Annotated in this window: 22 protein-coding genes, 1 tRNA gene and 1 pseudogene; 15 read left to right on the top strand and 9 right to left on the bottom strand. The window is 67.9% G+C overall.

Annotated features, from left to right (window positions below; all coding sequences use genetic code 11):
* Positions 1 to 2,185: pseudogene (locus ASF80_RS00840) on the top strand (Rne/Rng family ribonuclease); the annotation flags it as partial.
* Here the strand turns inward: ASF80_RS00840 and ASF80_RS00845 are convergent.
* Entirely contained in the window at positions 2,150 to 2,416 is a 267-nt protein-coding gene (locus ASF80_RS00845) for a DUF4031 domain-containing protein (protein WP_056307168.1), read from the bottom strand. The pseudogene ASF80_RS00840 and the gene ASF80_RS00845 sit on opposite strands and share 36 nt — an antisense overlap.
* Positions 2,417 to 2,629: 213 nt before the next feature.
* Here ASF80_RS00845 and rplU point away from each other — a divergent pair, with 213 nt between their 5' ends.
* The 10 genes from rplU to ASF80_RS00895 all read left to right on the top strand — a co-directional run bounded on the left by rplU (position 2,630) and on the right by ASF80_RS00895 (position 10,177).
* Positions 2,630 to 2,938 (top strand): 50S ribosomal protein L21, encoded by a 309-nt coding sequence (gene rplU, locus ASF80_RS00850; protein ID WP_028501602.1) that lies wholly within the window; start codon positions 2,630 to 2,632, stop codon positions 2,936 to 2,938.
* A gap of 19 nt (positions 2,939 to 2,957) precedes the next feature.
* Positions 2,958 to 3,215 (top strand): 50S ribosomal protein L27, encoded by a 258-nt coding sequence (rpmA, locus tag ASF80_RS00855; RefSeq protein WP_028501603.1) that lies wholly within the window; start codon positions 2,958 to 2,960, stop codon positions 3,213 to 3,215.
* Positions 3,216 to 3,324: 109 nt separating this feature from the next.
* Positions 3,325 to 4,827 carry a GTPase ObgE gene (gene obgE, locus ASF80_RS00860; protein WP_056307170.1) on the top strand — a complete coding sequence of 501 codons (1,503 nt, stop codon included), beginning with the start codon at positions 3,325 to 3,327 and terminating at the stop codon, positions 4,825 to 4,827.
* The gene (gene proB / locus ASF80_RS00865) at positions 4,824 to 5,609 is read left to right on the top strand and encodes a glutamate 5-kinase (RefSeq protein ID WP_056307172.1); all 786 of its coding nucleotides are present in this window, start codon (positions 4,824 to 4,826) and stop codon (positions 5,607 to 5,609) included. The genes obgE and proB overlap by 4 nt, the downstream gene beginning before the upstream one ends.
* Before the next feature lie 9 nt (positions 5,610 to 5,618).
* Entirely contained in the window at positions 5,619 to 6,872 is a 1,254-nt protein-coding gene (locus ASF80_RS00870; protein WP_056307174.1) for a glutamate-5-semialdehyde dehydrogenase, read from the top strand.
* A gap of 66 nt (positions 6,873 to 6,938) precedes the next feature.
* On the top strand, positions 6,939 to 7,163 hold the full coding sequence (locus tag ASF80_RS00875) for a hypothetical protein (RefSeq protein WP_056307176.1): 225 nt from the start codon (positions 6,939 to 6,941) through the stop codon (positions 7,161 to 7,163).
* A gap of 6 nt (positions 7,164 to 7,169) precedes the next feature.
* Positions 7,170 to 7,772, top strand: a complete 603-nt coding sequence (gene nadD, locus ASF80_RS00880; RefSeq protein WP_056307178.1) for a nicotinate-nucleotide adenylyltransferase — start codon at positions 7,170 to 7,172, stop codon at positions 7,770 to 7,772.
* Positions 7,769 to 9,100 carry a hypothetical protein gene (locus ASF80_RS00885; protein WP_056307180.1) on the top strand — a complete coding sequence of 444 codons (1,332 nt, stop codon included), beginning with the start codon at positions 7,769 to 7,771 and terminating at the stop codon, positions 9,098 to 9,100. Before nadD ends, ASF80_RS00885 begins: the two co-directional genes overlap by 4 nt.
* Positions 9,100 to 9,483 carry a ribosome silencing factor gene (gene rsfS / locus ASF80_RS00890; protein WP_056307182.1) on the top strand — a complete coding sequence of 128 codons (384 nt, stop codon included), beginning with the start codon at positions 9,100 to 9,102 and terminating at the stop codon, positions 9,481 to 9,483. The genes ASF80_RS00885 and rsfS overlap by 1 nt, the downstream gene beginning before the upstream one ends.
* A gap of 1 nt (position 9,484) precedes the next feature.
* Positions 9,485 to 10,177, top strand: a complete 693-nt coding sequence (locus ASF80_RS00895; RefSeq protein ID WP_056307185.1) for an SDR family oxidoreductase — start codon at positions 9,485 to 9,487, stop codon at positions 10,175 to 10,177.
* A 431-nt stretch (positions 10,178 to 10,608) separates the two neighbouring features.
* Here the strand turns inward: ASF80_RS00895 and ASF80_RS00905 are convergent, their stop codons facing one another.
* The 6 genes from ASF80_RS00905 to ASF80_RS00930 all read right to left on the bottom strand — a co-directional run bounded on the left by ASF80_RS00905 (position 10,609) and on the right by ASF80_RS00930 (position 15,427).
* Entirely contained in the window at positions 10,609 to 10,788 is a 180-nt protein-coding gene (locus tag ASF80_RS00905) for a hypothetical protein (protein ID WP_056307188.1), read from the bottom strand.
* 105 nt (positions 10,789 to 10,893) lie between these two features.
* Complete coding sequence (locus tag ASF80_RS00910) at positions 10,894 to 12,324, bottom strand: PepSY-associated TM helix domain-containing protein (protein ID WP_056307190.1); 1,431 nt, start codon at positions 12,322 to 12,324, stop codon at positions 10,894 to 10,896.
* Between the two features lie 10 nt (positions 12,325 to 12,334).
* Positions 12,335 to 13,561: a Dyp-type peroxidase gene (locus ASF80_RS00915; RefSeq protein ID WP_056307192.1), complete on the bottom strand. Its 1,227-nt coding sequence runs from the start codon at positions 13,559 to 13,561 to the stop codon at positions 12,335 to 12,337.
* Complete coding sequence (locus ASF80_RS00920; RefSeq protein WP_056311579.1) at positions 13,561 to 14,094, bottom strand: copper chaperone PCu(A)C; 534 nt, start codon at positions 14,092 to 14,094, stop codon at positions 13,561 to 13,563. The genes ASF80_RS00915 and ASF80_RS00920 overlap by 1 nt, the downstream gene beginning before the upstream one ends.
* Before the next feature lie 11 nt (positions 14,095 to 14,105).
* On the bottom strand, positions 14,106 to 14,699 hold the full coding sequence (locus tag ASF80_RS00925; protein ID WP_056307194.1) for a copper resistance protein CopC: 594 nt from the start codon (positions 14,697 to 14,699) through the stop codon (positions 14,106 to 14,108).
* A 122-nt stretch (positions 14,700 to 14,821) separates the two neighbouring features.
* Positions 14,822 to 15,427, bottom strand: coding sequence for a hypothetical protein (locus ASF80_RS00930; protein ID WP_056307196.1), 606 nt, complete (start codon positions 15,425 to 15,427; stop codon positions 14,822 to 14,824).
* 197 nt (positions 15,428 to 15,624) lie between these two features.
* Between ASF80_RS00930 and ASF80_RS00935 the strand changes: the two genes are divergently transcribed.
* Positions 15,625 to 17,781 (top strand): hypothetical protein, encoded by a 2,157-nt coding sequence (locus ASF80_RS00935; RefSeq protein ID WP_157520957.1) that lies wholly within the window; start codon positions 15,625 to 15,627, stop codon positions 17,779 to 17,781.
* A 31-nt stretch (positions 17,782 to 17,812) separates the two neighbouring features.
* On the opposite strand, the gene ASF80_RS00940 is transcribed toward ASF80_RS00935, so the two are convergent.
* Entirely contained in the window at positions 17,813 to 18,943 is a 1,131-nt protein-coding gene (locus ASF80_RS00940) for an AI-2E family transporter (RefSeq protein ID WP_056311581.1), read from the bottom strand.
* A gap of 273 nt (positions 18,944 to 19,216) precedes the next feature.
* On the opposite strand from ASF80_RS00940, the gene ASF80_RS00945 reads away from it, so the two are divergent.
* Complete coding sequence (locus ASF80_RS00945; RefSeq protein ID WP_056307200.1) at positions 19,217 to 19,600, top strand: hypothetical protein; 384 nt, start codon at positions 19,217 to 19,219, stop codon at positions 19,598 to 19,600.
* A gap of 90 nt (positions 19,601 to 19,690) precedes the next feature.
* On the opposite strand, the gene ASF80_RS00950 is transcribed toward ASF80_RS00945, so the two are convergent.
* Positions 19,691 to 19,763, bottom strand: a tRNA-Ala gene (locus tag ASF80_RS00950).
* A 108-nt stretch (positions 19,764 to 19,871) separates the two neighbouring features.
* Here ASF80_RS00950 and ASF80_RS00955 point away from each other — a divergent pair.
* Together ASF80_RS00955 and ASF80_RS00960 are read left to right on the top strand one after the other, a co-directional pair.
* Positions 19,872 to 20,312, top strand: a complete 441-nt coding sequence (locus tag ASF80_RS00955; RefSeq protein ID WP_056307202.1) for a GNAT family N-acetyltransferase — start codon at positions 19,872 to 19,874, stop codon at positions 20,310 to 20,312.
* A gap of 42 nt (positions 20,313 to 20,354) precedes the next feature.
* A complete protein-coding gene (locus ASF80_RS00960; RefSeq protein WP_056307204.1) occupies positions 20,355 to 21,419 on the top strand; it encodes an NAD(P)-binding domain-containing protein in 1,065 nt (354 codons plus the stop codon).
* Positions 21,420 to 21,469: the final 50 nt, after the last annotated feature.

Below are 21,469 nucleotides of genomic sequence, written 5' to 3' on the forward strand. Positions count from 1 at the left end.
GGAGAAGCCCGCGGACGAGAAGGCTCCCGAGCCCGAGGCGCCCCAGGCGGTCACCGCGGTGTCGCTGGGACTCCTCCCCGAGGTCTTCGTCTCGCAGGTCTCGACCCAGCTCCACTTCTACGCGCCCGAGGTCGTGCCGCTGCCGGCGCGCCCCGGTCGCGAGCGCGTGTTCGACCGCATCGCCGAGCGTGAGCCTGACGAATCCGCATCCGGCCGTCGTGGCCGTCGCCGTCGCGGAGGCTCCGACGACGCAGACCAGCGCGAGCAGCGCGAGCCGCGCGAACAGCGTGACGAGCCCCGCCAGCCGCGTCAGCGCGTCGTCGAGTACATCACCGAGCCGAAGGCGATCAAGGGTTCTACCCGTCTCGAGGCCAAGAAGCAGCGCCGTCGTGACGGGCGTGACGCCGGTCGTCGTCGTCCGGTCGTGACCGAGGCCGAGTTCCTGGCCCGCCGCGAGTCGGTCGACCGCAAGATGGTCGTCCGGTCGAAGAACGGTCGCACGCAGATCGGCGTGCTCGAAGACGGCGTGCTCGTCGAGCACTACGTCGCCCGCAACCAGGACGCGTCGCTGATCGGCAACGTCTACCTCGGCCGCGTGCAGAACGTCCTCCCGAGCATGGAGGCCGCGTTCGTCGACATCGGTCGCGGCCGCAACGCCGTGCTGTACTCGGGCGAGGTCGACTGGGACGGCGTCGAGACCGGCAACCAGCCCCGCCGCATCGAGCTGGCCCTCAAGGCCGGCGACCGCGTGCTCGTGCAGGTCACCAAGGATCCGGTGGGCCACAAGGGTGCACGTCTGACCAGCCAGATCTCGCTCCCCGGCCGCTACCTCGTGTACGTGCCCGGCGGTTCGATGAACGGCATCAGCCGCAAGCTGCCAGACAACGAGCGCACACGCCTGAAGCGCATCCTCAAGGAGGTCCTGCCCGAGTCCTCGGGCGTGATCGTCCGCACGGCGGCCGAGGGTGCGACCGAAGACCAGCTGACGCGCGACGTGCAGCGACTGACCTCCCAGTGGGAGCACATCCGCAAGCAGGTCGAGAACCAGCAGGCGCCTGCGCTGCTGCACGCCGAGCCGGACCTCCTGGTCAAGATCGTGCGTGACGTCTTCAACGAGGACTTCACGAAGATGCTGATCCAGGGCGAGGAATCGCAGCGCACGATCCGCGCGTACCTTGAGAGCGTCGCCCCCGACCTGCTCGAGCGCGTGGAGTCGTACGAGGAGGAGACCGACCCGTTCGACGCGTTCCGCATCACGGAGCAGATCGAGAAGGCCCTCGACCGCAAGGTCTGGCTGCCTTCGGGCGGCTCGCTGGTCATCGACCGCACCGAGGCGATGACGGTCGTCGACGTCAACACGGGCAAGTTCGTCGGCTCCGGGGGAAACCTCGAGGAGACCGTCACCAAGAACAACCTCGAAGCCGCGGAGGAGATCGTCCGCCAGCTCCGGCTGCGCGACATCGGCGGCATCATCGTCGTCGACTTCATCGACATGGTGCTCGAGTCGAACCGCGACCTCGTGCTGCGTCGCCTGATCGAGTGCCTGAGCCGCGACCGGACGAAGCACCAGGTGGCCGAGGTCACCTCGCTCGGTCTCGTGCAGATGACCCGTAAGAAGCTCGGCCTCGGCCTGCTCGAGACCTTCAGCGAGGCATGCGACGTGTGCGCCGGTCGCGGTGTCATCGTGCACCACGACCCCGTCGTGAAGCACCGTGCCAGCAGCAACGGCAACAGCAACGGCAACAGCGGTTCCTCGTCGAACCGTCGCCAGCGCGGTGGCAACGGGCAGAACCAGAACCAGAGTCAGAACCAGGCCCCGGCCTCGGTGACGACCCACAGCATCCCCGAGGGCGCGAAGTCGGCGCTCGCGCAGATCGCAGCGTCGACCCGTGCTCCGAGCGCCGAGGAGGCTGCGGCGGATGTTCTCGCCGCCGCTCCGGTCGAGGCGCCCGTCGCCCAGGAGCGCACGAAGAAGCCCCGCAAGAAGCGCGGTGCCGACCGTAACGCTCCGAAGTCTCCGGCCGAGGCGCTGCTCGACTCGGTGCTGGACGCTCTTCCGGAGCCGAAGGCTCCTGGTCAGGGGCGCGGTCGTCGCCGCGTCTCGACGGCTGCTCTCACCGGAACGCCGGTCTCGGTGAACTCCGAGCCGTCAGCGCCGGTCGCGGGCGGGGATACGCAGTCCTGACGCGATGAGCCTCCGGACCAGCTCCTTGCCGTCGACGTGCTGTGCGCCGGCGGCGATGAGTCGGGGGACGAGTTCTTCCGGCACGTCGTAGTGGTCGAGGTCGAAGGCGCGCGCAGGCACGTCGTGAGACCTCGCGAAGGCGTGGAGTTCGTCCAGATTGTCGTCGCTGACGAGGTGAGCCCACAGACGCCCGTGTGCGGGCCAGCGGGGTTCATCGACGAGAACGGTCATCTCGTCAGCCTATGGCCGGACACACCGGGCGGCACGTTTTGCCACAGTGTCCCGCATCCGGTAAAGTAGTCCCTTGGTGCGTATGCCGCGTCGTCCTGGACGGTCGAAGCGGAGAGTCTTGCGTTCGTACCCGTCGCCCCCCGCGATGCATGCAAGCAACAGTCTTCCCGTGAGATCTCGGAGCCGCGAGCTCCCCAACGAAACAGGTATGAAGTGGTTTACGCAGTAGTGCGCGCCGGTGGGCGGCAGGAGAAGGTCGAGGTCGGCACGATCGTTCAGCTCGACCGTGTCAAGGCTGCCCAGGGCGAGAAGATCGAGCTGGCCGCAGTGCTGCTCGTCGACGGCGCCACGGTGACCACCGACGCTGACTCGCTGGCGAAGGTCAAGGTCACGGCTGAGGTCATCGGCAACCTCCGCGGCCCGAAGATCATCATCCAGAAGTACAAGAACAAGACCGGCTACAAGAAGCGCCAGGGCCACCGTCAGGAGCTCACGCGCGTCAAGATCACCGGCATCAAGTAAAGACCGAGGAGACCAGGACATGGCACATAAAAAGGGCGCAAGCTCCACCCGTAACGGTCGTGACTCCAACGCTCAGCGACTTGGCGTCAAGCGCTTCGGTGGACAGCAGGTTCTCGCCGGCGAGATCATCGTCCGCCAGCGTGGCACGCACTTCCACCCCGGCGTGAACGTCGGCCGTGGTGGCGACGACACGCTGTTCGCTCTGGCCGCCGGTGCGGTCCAGTTCGGCGCGAAGGGCGGCCGCAAGGTCGTCAACATCGTCGCCGCTGCTGAGTGATCACAGCACGACAGTAGACATCCGATTCGGGGCGGGCTTCGGCCCGTCCCGAATTCTGTTTTTGGACGAGACTCCGTCTCGGACCGAAACCATCGATAAGGAGTGGGACATGGTCAGTTTCGTCGACACCGTGACGCTGCATCTGCGCGCGGGCAAGGGCGGCAACGGCTGTGTCTCGGTGCACCGCGAGAAGTTCAAGCCGCTCGGCGGCCCCGACGGCGGTAACGGCGGCGACGGCGGCGACGTCGTCCTCGTCGCGGACACCCAGACGGGCACGCTGCTCTCGTACCACCACTCGCCGCACCGCAGCTCCGGCAACGGCGGGCCCGGTATGGGCGACCACCGCGCGGGATTCATGGGCGAGGACCTGGAGCTTCCGGTTCCCGTGGGCACCGTGGTCAAGAACCCGGCCGGTGAAGTGCTGATCGACATGATCGAGCCCGGTGAGCGGTTCGTCGTCGCGAAGGGCGGATACGGCGGCCTCGGCAACGCGGCTCTCGCGACTCCGAAGCGCAAGGCGCCCGGATTCGCACTGCTCGGCACACCCGGCACCGAGGGCGACGTCATCCTCGAGCTCAAGACGGTCGCCGACGTGGCCCTCGTGGGCTATCCCTCCGCCGGCAAGTCGAGCCTGATCGGCGCGATCTCGGCGGCTCGTCCGAAGATCGCCGACTACCCGTTCACCACGCTCCACCCGAACCTCGGAGTCGTTCAGGCGGGAGACTCGCGGTACACCGTCGCTGACGTCCCCGGTCTGATCGAAGGCGCCAGCGAGGGACGAGGCCTCGGTCTCGAGTTCCTGCGCCATGTCGAGCGCTGCACGGCTCTCCTGCACGTGCTCGACTGCGCGACGCTCGAGCCTGGTCGCGACCCGATCTCAGACCTCGACGTGATCCTCGGCGAGCTCGCGGCATACGAGGTCCCCGAGGGCCAGACCCCTCTGCTCGAGCGCCCTCAGCTCATCGCGCTGAACAAGATCGATGTGCCGGAGGCCCGTGACCTCGCCGACCTCGTGCGTCCCGATCTCGAGGCTCGAGGCTTCCGTGTCTTCGACATCTCCACCGTCTCGCATGAGGGGCTGCGTCCGCTGACCTTCGCGCTCGGCGAGATCGTCGACGCGCACCGTGCCGAGCTCGCGGCCAACGAGACGCCGCGCGAGCGCGTCGTCCTCCGCCCGAGGGGCCCCAAGAAGGGGTTCGAGATCCGTGTCGAGGGTGGCACCTACGGCAACCTCTACCGCATCCTCGGCGAGAAGCCGGTGCGCTGGGTCCAGCAGACGGACTTCCAGAACGAGGAAGCCGTCGGATTCCTCGCCGACCGTCTCGAGAAGCTCGGCGTCGAGGACGAGCTGTTCCGCCTCGGTGCGGTGCAGGGCTCGACCGTCGTCATCGGCGAGGGTGACAGCATCGTCTTCGACTGGGAGCCGACCATGACCTCTGCTGCAGAGCTCATGACCGCTCCGCGAGGCACCGACCCTCGTCTGGCACCGAACAGCCGTCGCACCACCTCCGAGCGTCGCGAGACCTACTACGAGCGCATGGACGCCAAGGCCGAGGCCCGCGCCGAGGTCGAGGCTCAGCGACTCGCGGCGTACCGCGAGGACGGGGAGTGACCGCTCGCACCAGGGCGGACCTCGCCACCGCCTCGCGCATCGTCGTGAAGGTGGGGTCGTCCTCGATCAGCGGAGAGTCGTCCTGGCGCATCCCCGTCCTGGTGGAGGCGCTGGCCGCAGCTCATGCGCGCGGCGCCGAGGTCATCCTGGTGTCGTCCGGAGCGATCGCCACCGGCATCCCGTTCCTGCGTCTCGATGCCAGGCCCACCGATCTCGCGACTCAGCAGGCTGCGGCAGCCGTAGGCCAGAACATCCTGGTCTACCGGTATCAGGAGTCGCTCCGTCCCTTCGACATCGTCGCGGGGCAGGTGCTGCTCACCACCGGCGACCTCGAGAACCCGACTTCGCGTTCCAATGCGCGTCGGGCCATGGAGAGGCTGCTCGGTCTGCACATCCTCCCGATCGTGAACGAGAACGACACAGTCGCCACCCAAGAGATCCGCTTCGGCGACAACGACCGCCTCGGCGCGCTCGTGGCGCAGCTCATCGAGGCGGACGCGCTCGTGCTGCTCAGCGACATCGAGTCGCTGTATACGAAGCCGCCGTCCGATCCGACAGCCGAGCCGATCGACGTCGTCGCGCCGGATGCCGACCTCTCGGGTCTCGAGTTCGGCTCGACCGTCGTCAACAGCGTCGGCACCGGGGGAGCGGCCACCAAGGTCTCAGCTGCGCGACTCGCCGCGGCCTCCGGGATCGGCGTGCTCGTGACCAGCGCAGACCTGGTCGATCAGGCCCTCTCGGGCGCCGACATAGGGACCTGGTTCGAGCCGGCGCTCTCCTAGACTGGGCGGATGACCGACCAGACTCCGCAGGTGCGCCTGGAGCGTGCCAAAGAGGCATCCCGCGCCACCGCCGCGCTGACCAGCGACGACAAGGCCCGGGTCCTCGAGGCCATCGCCGTCGCCCTCGAACAGAGCGCGCCCAGGATCATCGAGGCCAATGCACTCGACATCACGCGGGGTCAGGCCGACGGCATCGGAGACTCGCTGATCGATCGCCTGCGCCTCGACGAGAAGCGCGTCACAGCCCTCGCCTCGGCGGTCCGTGACGTCGCCGCACTGCCCGACCCCGTCGGACGGGTGGTCGGCGGGCACCGGATGCCGAACGGCGTCGCGCTCGAGCAGGTCAGGGTTCCGTTCGGGGTCGTGGGAGCGATCTACGAGGCGCGCCCCAACGTCACGGTCGACATCGCCGCACTCGCCCTGCGGTCGGGCAATGCCGTCGTGCTGCGCGGAGGCAGTGCCGCGCGAGACTCGAACACCGTGCTCGTGCAGATCATGCGTGATGCGCTGGAAGGGGCGGGTGTCACACCTGAGGCGGTGCAGACGGTCGACGACTTCGGGCGCGACGGCGCCAAGGCTCTCATGCACGGTCGTGGCTTCATCGACGTGCTCGTCCCTCGCGGCAGCGCCGGTCTCATCGAGACGGTCGTCACGGAGTCGACTGTTCCCGTCATCGAGACCGGGGCAGGAAACGTGCACATCGTGCTCGACGAGAGCGCTCCGGAGGACTGGGCCCGCGACATCGTCGTGAATGCCAAGGTGCAGCGGCCCAGTGTCTGCAATGCGGTCGAGACGGTCCTCGTGCTGCGCCAAGCCGCTCCGAGGCTGGTGCCCCTGGTCGCGAGCGCCCTGCAGAGCGAGGGCGTCGCGATCCACGGTGACGACATGGTCGCCGGGCTCGTCTCGAACGTGATCCCCGCGACTGAGGAAGACTGGGCGACGGAGTACCTCAGCCTCGACATCGCGATCAAGGTCGTCGACACGCTCGACGACGCGATCGCGCACATCCGTCTTTACAGCACCGGGCACACGGAGTCGATCGTGACCACCGACACGCGCAATGCGGAGCGCTTCCTCGCCGAGGTGGACTCCGCGGTGGTGATGGTCAACACCTCGACACGCTTCACTGATGGAGGCGAGTTCGGGTTCGGTGCTGAGGTCGGCATCTCGACCCAGAAGCTGCACGCGAGAGGGCCGATGGGGCTTTCCGAGCTGACCAGCACGAAATGGCTGGCGCGTGGGTCGGGGCAGACTCGCGGCTGAGGGCTAGACTAGGGGGCGCTGTGGCTCCCCGTGAGTCATGCCCGCCAGCCACGAAACGGAGTCAGGATGAACCTCGTCGCACAGATCGCGATGGCCGCTGCCGAAACCGAGCATCACGGCAATGTCCAGCTCGAGACGCTGATCTTCGGCGTGATCGCGATCATCGCGTTCGCTTTCCTCGGTCTCGTCACGCTGTCGTACAAGAACGTCGCCAACCGTCACTCCGCCAAGGCCGACGCCTGGGCGGCGAAGCACGGCAAGGACGGCCACGAGGCAGGGCACGGCCACTAGGCCCCTATGGACGACACGACCTCGCGTCCGGCGCGCATCGGTGTGATGGGCGGCACGTTCGACCCCATCCACCACGGGCACCTGGTCGCCGCCAGCGAGGTCGCGCACTCCTTCGATCTCGACGAGGTCGTCTTCGTCCCGACGGGACGCCCCTGGCAGAAGCCCGAGGTGACCCCGAGCGAGCACCGCTATCTCATGACGGTCATCGCCACGGCATCCAACCCGCAGTTCACCGTCAGCCGGGTCGACGTCGACCGCGAGGGGCCCACCTACACGATCGACACTCTGCGTGATCTGAAGAAGAGCCGACCTGACGCGGAGCTGTTCTTCATCACCGGCGCCGACGCCGTAGCGCAAATTCTCAGTTGGAGGGACCATGATGAACTGTGGGAGTTGGCCCACTTCGTCGCGGTCTCACGTCCAGGACACGTTCTGAGCACTGACGGCCTCCCGAGCGACAATGTCAGCCAACTGGAGGTGCCGGCGCTGTCCATCTCGTCGACGGCCTGCCGTGCGCGGGTCCGTGAGGACGAGCCGGTCTGGTACCTCGTCCCCGACGGAGTCGTTCAATACATCGCGAAGCATCATCTGTATCGGAGCAAGGCATGAGTACATCGGATCGGCAGGATCAGGGTCCGCTGACGCGCAAGCAGCTGCGTGAGATCCGGTTGACTGGTTCCACGCCTGTCATCACCCCGGAGGAGGCTGCGGCGGCCGCCGTCGCGGCGCCGCCCGCTCCGCCGCTGCCCGGCGCGGACGAGGCTGTCGAGCAGATCGACGCATCTCCCGCACCGACCGCAGAGGCTACGGCGGAGGGTGACGACGATGCTTCGTCCGCTACCTCCGGCGATGCTGTTGCTATCTCCGGCGAAGCTGTTGCTATCTCCGGCGAAGCCGGTGCCGTTCCGCTGACACGACGTCAGGTCCGAGAGCGCGAGCTCGCCAAGACCGGTTCCGTTCCGGTCGACGGTGGGGATGAGACCGACGGTTCGGCCGCGGAAGAGGCTCCCGCGGAAGAGGCTCCCGCGGAAGAGGCTCCCGCGGAAGAGGCTCCCGCCGAGGAACCTCCCGCAGAGACCGCAGCCGCAGCAGAACCTCTGCTCGACAACCCGGCTCTCGTCACCGCGGTTCCCACGTACACTCCGACCGTTCCGGCAGACGACATCGACGATGCCGATGACGACGTCGACGACGAGATCGCACACACCCCGGTCAGCGCCTCGACGAGTGTCGACTCGTCGGGCGAGATCCCTCTCGCTCCCGCCGCGGCAGAGCCCGTCGACGAGACGGACTCCGAAGAGGATGCGGCGGCCGCCGTCGCCGAGCTCGGCATCGAGGTCGAGGCAGCGGACGAGCACGATGAGATCGATCCGGACGATGTCCTCGCTGATGTCGACCGCAAGGACGACACCGACCTCTCAGACGGAGAGCACCCGACGGTGAACCCGGCGTTCGGTCAGGGCCTCCTGAGCGACGAGACGGACGCCCGCAAGCCCTTCTCGCCGTCGTTCGACGAGCTGCTCACGGTCGGTGACTCGACCGGTTCGCAGCATCTCGCTCCGAACACGCTGATCTTCAATCCCTCCCCGGGAGACGGTTCGCTGTCAGGTCCTGTCGCCTCGACGGGGGAGATCCTCGTGACCGGCTCCTATGAACTTCCCCAGGGCCTCGGCTCCCAGGGCCACGCGCACGGCACCACCGACGGCAAAGACGTCGACGCCGTGCTCATCGACGGCGAACTGCCTCCGGCATCGTCGCCCACGCCGATCGCCGCCAGCGCGGCCGTCAGCACCATCAAGCCCGCAGGCGAGGTCATCCGCCCGCCCGCTCCCGAAAAGGGCAACAAACTCATGCTCATCCTCGCGATCGTGGCGGGTGGTCTTGCGCTCGCGCTGGGCGTTTCCCTGATCGTCGCCTTCACCACGAATGTGTTCTGATGCAGTCACCTGAAAACGCCGTTGAGATGCTCCAGCTCGCGGCAGACGCCGCCGTTTCGAAGGGCGGTGAGGATCTCGTCGCGCTGAACGTGTCGGAGCCGCTGCCGCTCGTCGACATCTTCCTGCTCATCACCGGAAACAGCGAGCGCAACGTCGCCGCGATCGCCGACGAGATCGAGGACAAGCTGATCGAGGCAGGGCACAAGCGTGTCCGCCGCGAGGGTCGAGCGGAGGCCCGTTGGGTGCTTCTCGACTTCGGCGACCTGATCGTGCATGTCTTCCACCAGGAGGAGCGGGTCTACTACGGCCTCGAGCGCCTGTGGAAGGACTGCCCCGTGGTCCCGTTCGAGCTCGCCGACTCCGCCGCTGCAGACCGCAGCTGACATGAGCGTCCACCTGATCACCGGTGCCGGGTCCGGCATCGGTGCGGTACTCGCGCGCCGTCTGCTCGACCGGGGTGATCAGGTCGTGGTGCTCGCGCGTGATGCGGGTCGCGCCAAAGAGATCATCGCTGCGCTTCCGGGATCCTCTGCGATCGTCGGTGACCTCGCCCAGCCAGGTCGGCTGTCGTGGGCGCTGTCCAAGCAGACGGCTCTTCCCGAGCGCATCGACTCGCTCGTGCATGCGGCGGGAGTCGTCGACCTCGGATCGGTGGCAGACCTGCCGGCCAACCTGTGGGAGCGTCAGCTCGCGGTGAACCTCGTGGGCCCGGCTGAGCTGACGCGGCTGCTGCTGCCCGTGCTGCGCGTCTCGCGTGGTCGTGTGGTCTTCGTCAATTCGGGTGCCGGTCTGCACGCTCATGCGGGCTGGTCCGCCTACGCGGCCTCGAAGCACGGTCTCAAGGCGCTGGCCGACTCGCTGCGCGCCGAAGAGGCCGAACATGGCGTCCGAGTGACCTCGATCTACCCCGGGCGCACAGCGACCCCGATGCAGGAGCGGGTGCATCAGCAGGAAGGTCGCGAGTACGACGCCGCGCGGTTCATCTCGCCGGACTCGGTCGCGACCACCATCCTGACCGCGCTCGACCTTCCCGATGACGCCGCCCTCACCGATTTGACGATTCGCCCGACGGGCTGACCTCGAGGCCTGTTCCGACTTCCGACCCTGTCAAGGGGGTATCCGCCGCACCGTCCGCCATGGATGATCTGCTGGGGGAGACAAGTCTTGGAGGGCTGTTGAATGTCTGGAGATCCAGAGCCTAGATACGTACTGCGGCGAATCACCCCATCGGAATGGGTGATCAACGATCAGCGGTACGAGACAGATGATCCACGGCACGTCGTGGCCTGCGTCTATGACGCGGATGGCGGGGTCGAGGTCGTTCGACTTCGCGACCTGCCACTCGAGGCCCGCTATGCGAACGCGTCAGAGGTGCTCGAAGCGGTCATGCGCGCCAAGGATCCGAGCAGGGCGACTCGGCCGATCGTGATTCCGTCGCATCCTCCGCTCTTCGCGAGTTGAAGTCGTCGCGCGACGGGAACCGGTAGGCATCCCGCCGCGCGCCGAACTCAGGCTTCGTCGTCGGACGCCGGTCGTTCTGCAGCGAGGCGATCAGCCTCGGCGCCGTCGACCTGATCGGCGTCGACGTCCGTGTCGAGGACGGCTTCGCCGTCGACCTCGCGCTCCGGAACGCCTGTGGGGTCGCCGTCGTCAGGCAATGGGACCAGCGGTGGGGTCGGTGTGGACATGATGGACTCCTCTCGTGTCATCGTCGCGGCAGGCTATTGCTGCTTCCCGCCGGCAGGGAGTGGGTTGACCGGCGCACCGCGGCGCGGTAGCGGTGATGATGAGCGTCAGGGCTGTGCACGCCGTCGCTGCTGGCGGACTTTGCCGAGCATCGTATCGATGGCGACGAACACCAGCAGCGTCCAGCCCACCAGAGGCAGCCAGAGACCGATCAGCACGGATGCTGTAGCGACGACTCCAATTCCCCACCACGGAGCCGCCCTCAGTGCAGGCGGCGGTGGCGCACCGAGGAGTCGGCCGGAATCGCGCATGGGACGCCGTCGCCACCACATCAGGTAACCGAGCACCGTCATCGATACCAGCGCGCTGGCGATCACGAACAGGATGATCTGGTTCGCGAGACCGAACATGACGCCCATGTGGAGGTTGACACCCCAGCTGGCGAGCTTCGCGGTGAGGGGAAAGTCGGCGAAGTCGACCCGGTCCACGACCTGCATCGTGGTGCCGTCGATCGCGAGCGAGTCCGCCTCAGTGGGGAAGCCGGTCTTGATCTCGCGGACGGTCCACGCCGTGCCGCTCTCTGCCGGGGGCTTGATCTCGACCTCACCCGTGTTCACGTTCTCGCGCTGTGCGATGGCGAGCACCGCGTCGAAGGTCTCAGGGTTCGCGGCACCCGTCGATGCGATCGGAGCTCCACGGTGATGGGCGTGCTCGTCGGCTGCGGGTTCAGCGCCGTCGAGGCTCGTGTTCACCGTCGGCGTTCCGCCATCGAAGGAGGCCCTCAGGTCTGCGATGTTCGCTCCGGCGTACTGCGACCAAGTGATCCCCGTGGCTGAGAGGAAGATCGCTCCGAGCAGCACCCAGACGCCGACGGACGCATGCCATCCGAGAAGTCCGTGATAGCCCCGGTGGCGGAGGTTCGGGCGGAGGAGGTCGCGCTTCCCACGTGCTGTGCGAATGCGCATCACCCAGAGGGCGAGCCCGGCGACGGCGACGATTCCCAACCACGATGCGGCGAGCTCGCTGTAGAGGCGCCCGGTGTCGCCGAGATTCAGATTGCGATGCAGGTTGCTGATCCAGGTCCGCAGCGGAGTGGATCCGCTCGTGCCATAGACGACGAGGTCGCCGCGGATCTCGCCCGTGCCCGGATCCACGAACACCGCTCGGGACTCGCTGGAGCCGAGTCCGTCCTCCGAGTACATGATGCGGGTGGTGTCGTCGTTCTCTGGTGCAGGGCGCACCGCGAACAGGACGGCGTCATCACCGATGTACTCGTTCGCCGTCTCGATCTGCGTGGCGAGAGAGAGCGTCGTCTCGGAGTGCGGAGCGTGCAGCTCCTGCGAGTAGACGGCATGTTCGAGCTGCGGGGTGAGGGCGTACAGTGCCCCGCTCAGGGCGGCGACGAGGATGAAGGGACCGATGAGGATCCCGGCATAGAAGTGCAGGCGCAGCATCAGAGCGCCGAACCAGCCTCCTCGTCGCCGGATCTGTCTCGTGGTCGGGGGAGGAGTCGCCGAATGCGGCTCAGTGAGGGTCATGTGGGTGCTTTCAGGTGAGGAGTGTGTCGCCGATGAATCCGGTGTCGCTGCATCCGGGTGGAATGGCGAAGACGGCGGAGCCGATGGGCGCGGTCCATTCGTTGAGCAGGTCGAGCTCGTCGAGACGTCGCTGCATCGGAGTGAACTGGCGGTCGATGTCGGCTTGGAACGAGACGAAGATGAGGCCCGATTCCGAGACCTCCGCGCCGACCGGGCGCTCGTCGTAGTTGTACGCGCGCCGGAAGATCCGCTCACTGCCGTCACCGCGGGCACGGCGGATGTGGGCGAACTGCGGGATGACGGGGAACCCGATCTCGGTCGTCGCGTCGAAGTCCGGCTCATCGAACTCCTCGGTCCCGGTCAGCGGCGCGCCGTTGGCGAGCGTCCTGCCCACTGAGGCGTCGCGACCGCTGCGGTCCAGGCGATCCCACTTGTCGAGGTCCATGCGGATGCGGCGCACGACCATGCCCGTTCCCCCGGACAGCCAGCCCTCAACCGCCCACACGACCTCGTCGAAGTCCGCGGTGCCGGGCTGCGGGTTGGTCGTGCCGTCTACCTGGCCGAAGAGGTTTCGCATCGTGGTTCCGGGGCGCTCGGTGCCGTACGCGCGTCGGAAGCCCTGCTGCGTCCAACGGACACTCGCGAACCCGCGCGCGTCCTTCAGCAGCATCCGGGTCGCGTGGGCGACCGTCAGCGGGTCATCGCCTGCGATCTGCAGCAGCAGGTCCCCATCGGAGAACTCGGGCTGCAGACGATCCACCCGGAAGGCGGGGAGCGGCGCGAGCCACGCGGGGGCGTCCGCGCCTGCTCGAGCGACGAGCCCGGGGCCGAAGCCGAAGGTGACCGTCAGCCGCGCCGGTGACAGCGCGAGCTCGGGTTCGGAGTCAGCGAGAGCCGGGCGCCCCTGGGTGAGCCGGGCAGCATCGTCGGTCAGGATGCGCATCAGGCGTGTCAGCGCACTCCGGTCGATCTCGTCGTGCAGATCGAGAGCGACGAAGATCCCATGCGCCTGCGCGGAGGTGTCGACGCCGGCCTGGTGTTCTCCGAAGAACGGCACCTTCTCGTCGCCGTTCATGGCTGTCGAGACCGGCGCGTCGTCAGGGGACTGGCGGTTCAGGGCGAAGTCCGCTCCCACCGCCGCGACCGCGCCGACGCCGGCGACAGCCCCTCCGAGGAGGAACTGTCGCCGAGTCGACCCGGAGCGGCGGGAGCGGGCGCCCTCAGCGGGCGCGGGCATCAGTGATCCATGCCCTCGTGCTCGTCGCTCTCTTCGTAGTTCTCGTTCGCGCCCGAGTAGTCCTTCACCGGAGCGGTGAACTCGTAGGTCGAGTCGTCGGAGAACGTGAGGGTGAACGTCGCCTCGTCGCCCGCCTGCAGAGGTGCGCTCAGATCCATCAGCATGATGTGGTTCGCGCCGGGCTCCAACGCCAGGTCTGACCCAGCGGGGATCACGAAGCCGCCTTCGATCTCGCGCATCACCATCTCGCCCGATTCGTTCTCGACCGTCTCGTGGAGTTCGAGCATGCTCGATGCATCCGAGGTCACCGAGACGACCGTCACGTCGTCGTCGCCGCTGTTCACAAGCGTGCCGAAGGTCGCCGACATGCCGTCGTCGGCCGACTTCACCCAGGCATCCTCGATGGTGATGACATCCCCTGCCGGTTTCGTCGCTGTGTCTGCCGGGGTGCTCTCTGCTGCGCACCCGGTGAGGGCGAGCAGCATGACCGCGATGACCGTTGCGAGACGGGGGAGGGTGGTGGTGTTGTTCATGGTGGTGCCTTTCACAGATCGTCTGTCGTCCGAGGACGACGAAGGAATCGAAGGAGGGCGAAGACGAGAACGGCGATCGCCGCTCCGCCCAGCCCGACGAGCAGCACCCTGACGGCGCCGCCCGATTCGTCTGCGACCTGATCTGTTGCAGGGGCCGAGGTGGCGGCCGTCGTCTCGTCATCCGCGGGGCTGCCTGTCGACGCTGTCGCCATCGGCGCCGCGTCACCGACCGTGAAGGGGATGACACCCGAGATCGGGTGCCCGTCCTCTGACACGACCTGCCACCGCACCTGGTAGCCCGCCACCGGCATCGCCGGGTCCAGCTCCGCGGTCACCGTGTTTCCCACGACCGTGACGGCACCGGTGACCCAATCGGTACCGGACTCGTCGACCACGAGGACCACGGCCCCCGTCAGGTCGGAGTCGAGCACGAGGAGTTCACCGGAGAAGGTCATCGAGACGCTCGACGGTGAAGCGGCGAGTCGTTCGCCATCGCCGGGAGTGCTCGAGACCAGCTGATCGTGGGCTGACGCGGGCAGCGCTGTCGCGAGTACCGCGACGACAGCCACCGTCAGCCCCGCCGCGAGGGTGCGGAGAGGAGACATGAGAGAAGAGGCCTTTCGACGGACGTCGACCGTCGACGTCGTTCCTGCGTTCAGAGCCGAGCGACGTCGCGCACGGCGATGACGCGCGTCGCGGCCGGGGTCGGCCGTTCGCGCGGATCAGATCAGATCGCAGTGCGCGCCGGCGGGGCGCGGCCTCGGAGAGTGGCGAGAAGGACGGATGCGACCGGGGCGATCGTGATGAACTCGCCCCGCACACGCTGCGTGGAGGAGAGACCCGGGCGCACGAGAACGGCATCGATACGTCGCTGCACCCAGCGGACCGCCTGCGTGGCGAGCTGGCGCAGTGCGAGCGCGAGGCGCTCGCCCCGGTGCAGGGCGAGGACGGTCAGCAGCGCGGCAACGGCATGGCCGAGCCACATGCTGCCGTCGGCGACGACGGCCTCAGAGACTCCTGTGGAGGGAGGCAGGACCAGCGGTGCCCCGTGCACGTGCGGTGTCGACGTTCCGGACGGGGAGATGGTGCCGAGCATGAAGAGCGTGTGGAAGAGGAACTGGCTCAGGGCGACGGAGATGCTGAGACGCGTGAGCGACAGTCGGCGTCCCGCCAGGAGCACGCAGATCATCAGGGAGAGCACCCAGGGCACGACGAGTCCGAGGAATCCGGGCATCTCGCCGCCGCCCGTGACATGACCCGCCAGTGCGATGAAGATCGCGAGCGTCGATGCGGCGAAGCCGCGGACGACGGCGGGCTTCCTGGACTCGGTCACCCCTCAAGTCTGGCATGACACGGCCCGAGGGCCCTCCCGCGCTCGTGATCACGCGGTGGCGGAGTCCCCATCGACCGGGGGAAGGTCTCTCGATCGCCCTGCGGCGGAGCATTGGGTAGGGTTTCGGTGGCGTGCCTGTCGGTCGATCGGCACGGACGAACGGGGGAGATGTGCACGATTCGGTGACGGCTCGAAAGATGTACGGACCGCCGAGGGCCATCGCTCTCGCGTTCGGGAGGCCCGAGCCGACGATCGCGTACGCGACACCGCTCGTGATCGTCTGGATCGTCATCGCGACGATCCTGATGACTGTGCTCTCCGGCGAGCTGGCCATCGTCAACAACGAGGTGGCGCCGCTCCGTGCCGGCCCCGGCGTCGCGGTCGGCGTCGCGATCCTGGCCGTCGCGGTAGCGGTCGCCCACGGTTTCGGCATCACCGCCGCGACGCTCGCCATCATCGCGGCATCCGATGGGTGGCCGATGACCGTCCGTGAGGCATGGCGCGGGGCATTGCGGCGCCCGGGAAGCGTGACGTTCGCTGTCGTGGTCCTTCTCGTCCTCGCGGCGATCGTCCTGATCGTGACGTCGTTGGCGGCGATCCTGCCCGTCGTAGGCATCGCGGCGGGCATCGTGCTGCTCGTGGTCGGGATCATCCTCGCTCCGCTGTTGCTGGCCTGGCCACTGGTGGTCACGCGACGGAAGTCGCTTCCCGCCGCACTCGCGTGGGGGTGGCGATCGCCTCGCACCTTCCTCGGTCAGATGGCCGAGCCACTCGGCAACCCGCGGCTCGCCGTCGTCGTCACGATCGTGCTCACGGGCGTCGTCACGCTCGTCGTGACCTGGTTGGCCGGCCTGCTGCCGGCCGGGTGGTGGACGCCGTTCGTCGGCGTCGTCCTCGCGCTCGTACCGTCGTCGCTCGTGCAGTTGCTTCTCGCTGCCGTGGCTGTGCGCGGAGCCGCCCTCCGCATCGACGAGCCGCTTCTGGCGACGGCGAAGGACGCCGAGGTCGCGCCCCTCGAGCGCCGACGCGGCGCACTCATCGGCGTCGCCGTGCTCGCCGTGCCCGCGGTCGTCGCCGCACTCCTCGTCGCCGTGAACCCGTGGCAGATCCCCGCATACGCCGCTGCCGACGTGCACCGTGTCTGGAACTCTTCTCAGATCGTCCCCTGGCAGGACGGCACCATCGTGCTCTCGCGCCTGGGTGGGGAGGATTCCTTCGCGAGGGTCTGCACGGGCGGGGAGTGCGGACCGGAGCACGAGATGCTCTCGATCCTCCCGACAGCCATCGCTCCTGCGGCAGACGGCGGGGTCCTCTCGGCTTCCTGGTATCCGATCGAAGGTGCAGACGAGCAATCCGGGAGCTTCGAGCTGCGCGTGACGCACAGCTCGCCCGAGTCTCTCGCGACCTGGTCGGGTTCGCTCGGAGAAGACGCATCGGATGCCGAGAAGTTCGACGCCTGGTCGGGATTCCCCGGAGACGAGCGTGTGCTCGGCGGGATCGACTCGAGCTTCCGATCCGCGACTTCGGTCTTCAACCGCGGCAATCAGAGCCTGATGGCCGTGGCGATCGATTCGAGTGGTGACGCCCCGGTGATCGCCTCGATCGTGCGGCCGTCGGAGTCTCGCACCGCGACACTCGCCCTCGACTTCTGCGCTGACGCCGACTGCACCGCGAGCGAGCGCACGACACAGGAGGTGCAGTGGGCCTCCTGGAGCACCAACTCCACCACTCTCGATGTCGCCTCGACCGGCGACGGTGGTTCGGCCGTCGTGACGCTCACGGATCGGGGTGAGGATGAGGAAGACGTTCCTCTTCGCGTGATCAGCGCCACTCCCGGTGGCGACTGGACGACCGAGGAGCTCGACGCAGAAGTACCCGGTGACGCGGTCACCGATCTCGACCAGACGCACGGGGCTCAGGTCGCGATCGGTGCAGACGGGCTGCCGGTGGTGTTGTTCCGCGCGGTGGACCGCTCGACGCTGCGCCTCTTCTCCTGCGCGGATGCATCCTGCTCTACGGCGTCGATCACCGACATCCCCGCCGAGACCGACCTCCTTCACACGCCCGCATTGGCGATCGACTCGAGTGGGCGCCCGCTCATCGCGACGATCGACGGTGCTGTCAATGTCGCACTGCTCTCGTGTGCTGACGCCGCCTGCGAATCCCGCACGAGCGCCCCGGTTCTGGCGGCCGCGCCGACCGACGGTGGGTTCTCCCACGGCCTCGCCCTCGCCGTCGACGACGAGGATCGTCCGCTCATCGCGGTCGGCCTGCGGCGGGCGGGTTCTGAAGCGAAGGCGACCTCCAGCGGAACGGTCGTGGCCTGCACCGCTCCGCGCTGCGGCGGCGAGTAGTCGGTCGCCGCCGCAGGCCCCGATCTACGCCTCAGACCTCTTCCGGGCGCTTCTTCCGGAACGGGCGGGCCGGGGTGTGCGGGCCGTCCCATACGGTGATGATTCCCCAGGCGACGGCGGCGATCGGCACCGAGAGGACGGCACCGACGATTCCGCCGAGGATCGTGCCCGTGGTCAGAGCGAGCAGGATGACGAGGGCGTGGAGCTTGAGCGAACGGGCCATCACGACGGGCTGCAGGAAGTTGCCCTCGAGCTGGTTCACGAGCACGACGATTCCGACGACGATGAGGGCCGCGACAGGGCCGTGCGTGACGAGGGCGACGAGTGCCGCGAGGATTCCGGCGGCCGTCGCACCGACGAGCGGGATGAACGCCGTCAGGAAGACGATCACCGCGAGCGGGATCGCCAGCGGGATCTGAAGGATGGCGAGACCGATCCCGATGCCGAGGGCGTCTGCGGCCGCGACGATGGACGTTCCGCGGATGTAGCCGCCGAACACGTCGACCGTCTTGTCGCCGATGCGGCGTGCACGCTCGTAGCTCGCTCCGGTGAAGGGGCGGAGCAGGAACTCCCAGATGCGCGGTCCGTCCTTGAGGAAGAAGAAGAGAACCACGATCATCAGCGCCAGTCCCGTGAAGAAGCTCGCGGTCGCTGAGACGCCGGCGAGGGCTCCGCGCCCGAAGGAGGCGCTGGTGAGGAACTCTCCGGCGCTCGCCCAGACGTCGTCGAGATCGATCGCCGAGATGTCGAAGGGCAGCGTGCCCAGCCAGGCCGTCACCTGTGCGATGCCGTCGGTGGTGGAGTCGACGAGGTCATCCCACTGCGAACGCACTGTGAGGACGATGACCCACACGATGCCGCCGAGGATCGCGAGGATGCCGATCAGGGCGATCCAGGTCGCGAGGATCGAGGGGACGCCCTTGCGTCGCATCAGAGCGACGAGAGGATGGATGGCGGAGGCCAGGATCAGCGCGATGGTCACGGGGATGAAGACCAGCGACAGCTGGGTGATCACCAGGACGCCGACGGCGACGAGTGCGAGCACCGCCAGCGTCTGCAGACTGCGGGTCGCCGCGAGACCAAAGCCCTTGGACCAGAGTCCTGGCTCTCGGGGTGGAGCGGAGCCGTCAGACAGGGGCTCGGTTCGTCGAAAAAGTCCCAGCACTCGTGGTCTCCCGCTCTTCAGGGATCGCCGTGTCAGCGATCGATGGCCTCGTATGTCTATCCGGGACGCGAGGGGAAGGCAAGCCCCTGGCGTTCGCGTGCACACTCCAGTCTGTCGTGTTCACCGGGCCGCGGCGCGAGCGACGATGCTGTATCGCGCATTTCGGATCGAGTCGCCGCGTAACAGAACCCGGATTCGCGAGTCTCTATAGATGTGAGGGCGATATGACGCGCGGTCGTGCGTCGTCGCCGGATGAGAGGAGCGCCGCCGATGAGCATGCTGACACGGACGCGGTTACGGCATCGATTCCGTGCTGAGGCGATCATGCGGTCGGCGGTCAGGGACTTCTCGGCGGTCGGACTGCCGGCTGACCCGCTCGTCGCTCGAATAGAGCTGGGGGACGAGGGCACGTTGGCCGCCCACCTCGACGTCGCAGATCGAACGTTGCGCGTCTGCGCCGAGCAGCATCAGCGGCTCGCTGTCGCGGTCGCGTCGTTCCTCCAGGAGGGGGAGTTCCTCCGCGGGAATCGGTGGCCGACCATTCCCGGGTTGGGTCTGCTGCGGCCGATGGTGCAGGGCGACCGAGCCGTCTGGGCTCTGCCGGACGGGGACGTCCTCTGCGACATCGGCGAGCTGTTCGAGCCTGTCCTGTAGACGCGAGACCGCACGCTGGGTGAACGCTGCGGGCACGGACGCAGGGGATGCGGACACAAGAAAACCCGCGATTTCTCGCGGGTTTCGTTGTGGACCTGGGGGGACTCGAACCCCCGACCCCCTGCATGCCATGCAGGTGCGCTACCAGCTGCGCCACAGGCCCAGAACTGCTTCCTGACTGCTCGAAGCAACTTGAACAGAGTACTACACGGATCGCGCGCAACACCAATCGGCGCCGGGCTCCCGGGCGCGTCGTCCTAGGGTGGACAGCATGACGAAGATCACCGCTGTCACTCGAGACGACTTCGAGGAATGGGCCTCGCTGTGGAACGGCTACCTGACGTTCTACGGAGCGGATATCGCCGACGCTGTCACGAGGCACACTTTCGACCGCATCGTCGGCGACCGCGAGATCCACGGCGCCATCGCGCGTGACGACGCCGGCCACGCCATCGGCATCGTGCACTGGCTCACGCACTCCGCCACATGGAGCGACACCGACTACTGCTATCTCGAGGATCTCTTCGTCGCCCCGGGATCGCGCGGTTCCGGAGCCGGACGAGCGTTGATCGCCCACGTGCGCGACTGGGCGGAGGCGCAGGGCTGCGCGAAGGTCTACTGGCTCACGCAGGAGGGCAACACCACGGCGCGGACGCTCTACGAACGCGTGGCGACGCACACCGGCTACACGCATTACCAGATCGCGCTCTGACAGCACCGGAACAACCACACACCCCGATGCGTTGACATCACCGTGAGCATCCTGGACAGCGTCGTGATCGGCGCCGGTCAGGCCGGTCTGTCGGCCTCCTTCCATCTGACCCGTCTCGGCATCTCCCACGTCGTGCTCGACTCCGACGCCGAGCCCGGCGGCGCGTGGCGGCATCGGTGGGATGCTCTCACGATGCGCGATGTGCACGGCGTGGCCGAGTTGCCGGACGATGCGCCCCCTCCGCGCGACGGGCAGCGGGCGAACATCGCCGTTCCGGCATACTTCGCCGCGTATGAGCGGGCGCATCACCTCCCGGTGGTCCGCCCCGTGCGCGTCGACCGCGTGGTGGACGAGGACGGGATCCTCGTGGTGCACGCGGGGGACCGGCAATGGCGGACGCGGACGATCGTGAATGCCACGGGCACCTGGACGCATCCGTTCCTGCCGCACTACCCGGGAATGGAGACGTTCCTCGGGGAGCAGCTGCACACCGTCGACTACCCGGGTCCCGCGCACTTCGTCGGCAAGAAGGTGCTCGTCGTCGGCGGCGGAGCCTCAGCCGTCCAGTTCCTCGGAGCGCTCGCCCCGCTCACCGACACGCTCTGGGCGACCCGCACGGAGCCCGTGTGGCGAGGCGACGACTTCACCCCGGAAGCGGGGGCTGCGGCGGTCGCTCTCGTCGAGCAGCGCGTGGCGCAGGGGCTCCCGCCGCAGAGCGTGGTCAGCGTGACGGGCCTGATGCTGCGGCCGCAGGAACGCGAGGCCGAGCGACTGGGCGCCTACGCCGCACGTCGCCCGATGTTCGCGCGCATCGAGCCGGACGGCGTCCGCTGGGCAGACGGATCGTTCGAGCGCGTCGACGTGATCCTGTGGGCGACCGGGTTCCGTCCCGCGATCGCCCACCTCGCGCCGCTGCACCTGCGCAGCGCGGCGGGCGGCATCCAGCTCGACCGCGAAGGACGCGGAACGACTGCGGTACAGGATCCTCGCATCCAGCTCGTCGGCTACGGTCCGTCCGCGAGCACGATCGGAGCGAACAGGGCTGGGCGCTCGGCGGCGAAGGGCGTGCAGCGAGCTCTGGCCGCAGCATACGTCCGCACCGTGTGAGCCGGTGGGATCCGCGGCGCCCGATTGCGCGATCCGCTGACAGGTCCTCG

Source organism: Microbacterium sp. Leaf159 (genome assembly GCF_001423615.1).
Taxonomy (GTDB): domain Bacteria; phylum Actinomycetota; class Actinomycetes; order Actinomycetales; family Microbacteriaceae; genus Microbacterium.

Excerpts from the sequence above, each read along its gene's own strand:
- ASF80_RS00895 (WP_056307185.1), top strand. The coding sequence starts at position 9,485 with ATGAGCGTCCACCTGATCACCGGTGCCGGGTCCGGCATCGGTGCGGTA.
- obgE (WP_056307170.1), top strand. The coding sequence starts at position 3,325 with ATGGTCAGTTTCGTCGACACCGTGACGCTGCATCTGCGCGCGGGCAAG.
- ASF80_RS00920 (WP_056311579.1), bottom strand. The coding sequence starts at position 14,094 with ATGAACAACACCACCACCCTCCCCCGTCTCGCAACGGTCATCGCGGTC.
- ASF80_RS00905 (WP_056307188.1), bottom strand. The coding sequence starts at position 10,788 with ATGTCCACACCGACCCCACCGCTGGTCCCATTGCCTGACGACGGCGAC.
- ASF80_RS00845 (WP_056307168.1), bottom strand. The coding sequence starts at position 2,416 with ATGACCGTTCTCGTCGATGAACCCCGCTGGCCCGCACACGGGCGTCTG.
- ASF80_RS00870 (WP_056307174.1), top strand. The coding sequence starts at position 5,619 with ATGACCGACCAGACTCCGCAGGTGCGCCTGGAGCGTGCCAAAGAGGCA.
- ASF80_RS00910 (WP_056307190.1), bottom strand. The coding sequence starts at position 12,324 with ATGACCCTCACTGAGCCGCATTCGGCGACTCCTCCCCCGACCACGAGA.
- ASF80_RS00935 (WP_157520957.1), top strand. The coding sequence starts at position 15,625 with ATGTACGGACCGCCGAGGGCCATCGCTCTCGCGTTCGGGAGGCCCGAG.
- ASF80_RS00945 (WP_056307200.1), top strand. The coding sequence starts at position 19,217 with ATGAGCATGCTGACACGGACGCGGTTACGGCATCGATTCCGTGCTGAG.
- rsfS (WP_056307182.1), top strand. The coding sequence starts at position 9,100 with ATGCAGTCACCTGAAAACGCCGTTGAGATGCTCCAGCTCGCGGCAGAC.
- ASF80_RS00875 (WP_056307176.1), top strand. The coding sequence starts at position 6,939 with ATGAACCTCGTCGCACAGATCGCGATGGCCGCTGCCGAAACCGAGCAT.
- ASF80_RS00925 (WP_056307194.1), bottom strand. The coding sequence starts at position 14,699 with ATGTCTCCTCTCCGCACCCTCGCGGCGGGGCTGACGGTGGCTGTCGTC.
- ASF80_RS00915 (WP_056307192.1), bottom strand. The coding sequence starts at position 13,561 with ATGCCCGCGCCCGCTGAGGGCGCCCGCTCCCGCCGCTCCGGGTCGACT.
- ASF80_RS00885 (WP_056307180.1), top strand. The coding sequence starts at position 7,769 with ATGAGTACATCGGATCGGCAGGATCAGGGTCCGCTGACGCGCAAGCAG.
- nadD (WP_056307178.1), top strand. The coding sequence starts at position 7,170 with ATGGACGACACGACCTCGCGTCCGGCGCGCATCGGTGTGATGGGCGGC.
- rpmA (WP_028501603.1), top strand. The coding sequence starts at position 2,958 with ATGGCACATAAAAAGGGCGCAAGCTCCACCCGTAACGGTCGTGACTCC.
- ASF80_RS00955 (WP_056307202.1), top strand. The coding sequence starts at position 19,872 with ATGACGAAGATCACCGCTGTCACTCGAGACGACTTCGAGGAATGGGCC.